Here is a 4,635-nt window from a genome sequence, read left to right on the forward strand (position 1 = left end):
ACCGCGGGCCACTTTCCTCCCCGGGCGCCCGCCGGCGTTAATTCCCCCCCCCCGCAACCGCCCGCCACCGGGGGCCCCCCCCCCCCCGGCTCACCCGCCCCCGCCACCGCCCCCGCCCGCGCTGGGGGGGGGCCGCGAGCAGCGCGAGGGGCTGGGGCGCCGCCCCCGCCCCCCCCCGAAACGTCCCCCACCGTCCCCACGAGCCGGATGTGCCCCCGTGCGCACATCCGGGCCGCCACCCCCAGGAGCTCCCGCGCCTGCCGCCGGTCCAGACACCGGTCGAAACCGTCGGCCAGCACGGTCAGCACCTGCCGTGCGGGGAGCACATCGGCCGCCGGGTCCACGGCCAGCACACCGGGCCCGGTCAGCAGCACCAGCGCGAGCGCGAGATACCGCAGCTCGCCGTCGCCGAGGCGCTCCACGGGCATCGCGCCGAGCTCCCCCTGCTCGACCAGGGCCCGCACCACCCCGTCCGCCCGCCCCTCCGTGACCAGCCCCTCGACCGGCCCGGCGCACCCCGCCCGGACCGCCGCGACCAGCGCCGCGTGCCGCGTACCGCACTCCCGGCTGGTCCGTCGCAGCACCGTCGCCAGGTTCTCGCAGCCGCCGCGCAGCCGACCGTCCCTCGGCGGCGCCGGCGCCCGCATCCGGTCCGGCCGCGGGTCGCAGGGGAAGACCGAGCGCAGCGCGATGACCACCTGCTCGGCGGCGGCGAGCGCGAGCCGCTGCCCCTCCGTCGTGCCCGCGACCCGCAGCGGCAGCAGCGAGGTCGCCAGCCGGTCGTCGGGCAGCGGGGCGCGGGTCACCGCGACCGCGCCCGCCGTGTGCCAGGCGGCCTGGACGCAGCGCCGCCCCGGGTCGCGCAGCGCCGTCTCCAGCAGGGTCTCCCCCGCCCCCGTCATCCGCTCGCCCACGATGCGCAGTTCGGGCTCGGCCTGTACGGCGACATCGACCCGTACGGGCCCGACCGGGCCGTCCACGGTGCAGCCGATCCGGAAGCCGCGCCGCCCCTGCCGGTCCGGCCGCGCCCGGCGCGGGATGTACGCGCCCGGATCGCGGAACACCTCCGCGAGCCGGGCGGCGGCCCCGCGGCGGGGGGGCGCCGCGTACGCCTCCAGCACCCCGGACTTGCCGCTGCCGCGCGGGCCGGGCGTGAGGGGGCGCGGGGCCAGCCGAAACGCGGCACGGCGGTGGCTCTTGAAGGCCGACAGCCTCAACTCGGAGACGATGGGCCGCAGTTCGGTCCTGGCGGGCAGCAGCCCGGATGCGCTCATGCTCCGGAACATATCTGTGGCACATACCGCCGAACCGTTACTCCTTCCGTATCTTCCTACCATCGGGGGATAGCCGCCGTGGCCGATGATGACCGAGGGACAGCGGATGTTCAGCGCTCGAGGAATTGAGGACGGTACGGGGACCCATGGCTGACAGCACGTTCTGGATCGCGGCCCTCACCGGTGGCACCGCCGTCCTCGCCAGTTGGGTCACCAGCCGCGGCAACACCCGGGCCGCCCGGATCCAGGCGGAGACCGCGGCACTCGCCCAGCGCGCGGAGCGGCTGCGCGACAGCAGGCGCACCGCGTATCTCGATCTGATCGAACAGACCCACGGCATCGGCGAGTTGTACTGGGAGGTCGACGCCGTAGAGCGCACCGGCCCGGCGGAACGCCGCGCCGCGCTCCTTGACGAGCTGGCCGAGCGCGAACGCGACGCGTACGGCAGGATGCGCCGCTGTGTGCGGGTGGTCGAGCTGGAGGGCCCGGCCGCCGCGGCCACGGCCGCGAACGCGCTGCAGAAGGCCACCGGCCCGTTCCATCGCGCGCTGCGCGCGATGCGCTCCGGCGAGCCGGAGGCGGGACAGCGATTTCACGCCGCGTTCAGCCCGTTCTGGCAGGCCCTCACGGACTTCGTGGACGCCGCGAAGACGGCCCTCCAGGAGGTCTAGCGGGGAGTCCTGACGAGGCTCCTGGCGAGGCGCGGCGGAGCGTCCTGACGAGGCGGGGCGGGGAGTCCTGACGAGGCGAATGGGGTGTGTTGTCAGGAAGCGGACAGGCCGGGCGGGAACGCGCCCGCGAGACGCCGCCGGACGGCTAATTTTGACAACTACATGTCAGTCCGGCCCACTTCACGGCCCGCCCGCACCCCGGCCCCCGAAACTCGGACGGTGGCCGTCGGCCCGGGGCTCGAGGGGCGCCATCAGCACAGATGTTGAGGCGCGGATCGCTTCCCTAAACCCTTTGGCGGAGTCGCCCTCACCCCCCAGGCCGATTTCCACGAGGACACGTGGTGCCGCCCGAACGGCTGTCCTAGCGTGCCCTCTTACTGGAACCTTAACTCCCTAAGGAGCGTCATGTTCGGGCGAATAGGACGGTTCTCCGTCAACCGTCCATGGCTGGTCGTCGCGATGTGGGTCATCGCGGCGGTCGGCCTGGCCATCCTTGCCCCACCGCTGAAGTCCAGCACCGACCAAGCCGACTTCCTGCCCTCGCACTACGAATCGGTGCGGGTGACCAAGCTCCAGGAGCACGCGTTCCCGCAGCAGGAGAGCGCGGCCGCCATTCTGGTCTACCAGCGGCCGGACGGCGGAAAGCTCTCCGAGGCCGACAAGGCCGCCGTCATCAAGGCGACCAAGGGGTTCCAGGACAAGAAGTACGAGACCTTCAAGTCCGTGGTGACCACGCCCGAGGCCGTCTCCAAGGACGGCAAGATGGCGCTGGCCAACATCTACTCGACCAAGAAGGACCTCTACGACGAGGACACCCAGCAGTCGATCAAGGATCTGCGCGCGGACCGCGACAAACTGCTGAAGGGCACCTCGCTGAAGGTCGATGTGACCGGTCCGGCTGCCTCGGGGCTCGATTCCACGGAGTCCGAGGGTGACACCGACGCCATGATCATGATGGCCACCCTGGTCCTGATCATCGTGCTGCTCGGCGCCATCTTCCGCAGTCCGCTCATCGCGCTGATGCCCGTGCTGATGATCATGGTGATGTTCATCATGGCCCAGGGTCTGATCGGCACCGCCAGCGACTGGTTCGGGCTCGAGGCCGACAGCGGAGTGTCCGCGATCCTGATCGTGGTGCTGTTCGGCGTCGGCACGGACTACATGCTGTTCCTGCTGTTCCGCTACCGCGAACACCTCCGCCAGGGCCAGGAGCCCAAGGAGGCCTTGATCAACGCGGCCTCCCGGGTCGGCGAGACCATCGCGTCGGCGGCCGGCGCGGTCATCGTGGCGTTCCTCGCCCTGACGCTGTCGACGATGGGCAGCATGCGCGCCATGGGGCCCTCGCTGGCGATCTCCGTCGCGGTGACCCTGGTGGCGGCCCTCACCCTGGTGCCCGCGGTGTTCTCGCTGCTGGGGACGAAGGCGTTCTGGCCGTCCAAGGCGTGGAAGCAGGCGCCTCGCAACCGGCTCGCCAACAGCACCGGCTCCCTGATCTCGCGCCGTCCCGGCCTGATCGCCACGGTGTCCGCCTGTGTGCTGGCGGCCCTCGCGGTGGGCGCGTTCGGCTTCAAGGCCGAGTTCGACACCGACAGCTCGCTGCCGAAGGACCTGGAGTCCGTCGCGGCCATGGCGGAGCTGCAGAAGAGCTTCTCGGCCGGTGAGTCCGACCCGAGCCTGGTGTACGTCCAGTCCAAGGGCGGCGCCAAGCTGGACGCCGCGGCGCTGACCGGGTTCCGGAAGAAGCTGGAGGGGGTCGAGGGCGTCGGCGAGGTCTCCCCCGCCGTGCCCAACCCCAAGGGTGATGTGGCCCAGTTCAGCGTCGTGCTGAAGTACCGGCCCGCCTCCGAGAAGGCCATCGAGCTGGTGGCCGGGGACCTGCGGGACACCGCGCACGAATCCGCGCCCCCGGGCAGCGAGGCCCTGGTGGGCGGGACGACCGCGGTGCTGGGCGACATCGAGGACGCGGTCAACCACGACTACCGGCTGGTGTTCCCGGTCGCGGGCGTGGCCATCATGCTGATCCTCGGCCTGCTGCTGCGCAGCCTGGTGGCACCGCTGTACCTGATGCTCGCCGTGGGCCTCGGCTTCGCCGCGACCCTGGGCTCGACGGTCTGGCTGTTCCAGGACATCAAGGGCGAGCACGGCCTGCTCTTCATGCTGCCGATCGTGGTCTATCTGTTCGTGGTGGCGATCGGCACCGACTACAACATCCTGATGGTGGCCCGATTGCGGGAGGAGGTCGGGAAGGGCAAGTCCCCGGCCGAGGCGGCCCGGCTCGCGGTGGCCCACTCGGCGCCGACGATCGGTTCGGCCGCCATCATCCTGGCGGGCACCTTCGGTGTGCTGATGCTGGCCAGCAACACCATGCTCCAGCAGATGGGCTTCGCCGTCGCCTTCGGCATCCTGCTCACCGCGTTCATCATGGCGCTGCTGCTGGTGCCGACGGTGACCGCGATGCTCGGTTCCAAGGCGTGGTGGCCCAACCACCGCTTCGACTCCCCCCACGCGTCCGGTGGATCCGGCCCGGGGCGGGCCGAGGAGTCCGACACCGCGGAGACCGTACGGGTGTGATCCGCGGCTCACGAGCCGTCGAAACGCCGCGGGGGGGGGGGGGGCGCGGGGGGGGGGGGGGGCCCCCCGGGGGGGGGGGGGCGGCGGGGGGGGGGGCGGCCCCCCGGCGGCGCCCCACC

The 4,635-nt window shown here is 72.2% G+C and carries 3 protein-coding genes; 2 read left to right on the top strand and 1 reads right to left on the bottom strand.

What is annotated here, in order from left to right; translation table 11 throughout:
* On the bottom strand, positions 1–1,274 hold a 1,274-nt coding region (locus ACFXB5_RS22995; RefSeq protein WP_385210860.1), incomplete at its 3' end, for a hypothetical protein.
* A gap of 146 nt (positions 1,275–1,420) precedes the next feature.
* Between ACFXB5_RS22995 and ACFXB5_RS23000 the strand changes: the two genes are divergently transcribed.
* Positions 1,421–1,945 carry a hypothetical protein gene (locus ACFXB5_RS23000; RefSeq protein ID WP_385210862.1) on the top strand — a complete coding sequence of 175 codons (525 nt, stop codon included), beginning with the start codon at positions 1,421–1,423 and terminating at the stop codon, positions 1,943–1,945.
* Positions 1,946–2,350: 405 nt separating this feature from the next.
* Positions 2,351–4,516, top strand: coding sequence for an MMPL family transporter (locus ACFXB5_RS23005; RefSeq protein WP_385210865.1), 2,166 nt, complete (start codon positions 2,351–2,353; stop codon positions 4,514–4,516).
* The last annotated feature ends 119 nt before the right edge of the window (positions 4,517–4,635 follow it).

It is taken from the genome of Streptomyces sp. NPDC059455 (assembly GCF_042750115.1).
In the GTDB taxonomy this organism is placed as follows: Bacteria; Actinomycetota; Actinomycetes; order Streptomycetales; family Streptomycetaceae; genus Streptomyces; species Streptomyces endocoffeicus.

What these genes read in the sequence shown, in the direction of transcription:
- ACFXB5_RS23005 (WP_385210865.1), top strand. Translation starts at nt 2,351, where the DNA reads ATGTTCGGGCGAATAGGACGGTTCTCCGTCAACCGTCCATGGCTGGTC.
- ACFXB5_RS23000 (WP_385210862.1), top strand. Translation starts at nt 1,421, where the DNA reads ATGGCTGACAGCACGTTCTGGATCGCGGCCCTCACCGGTGGCACCGCC.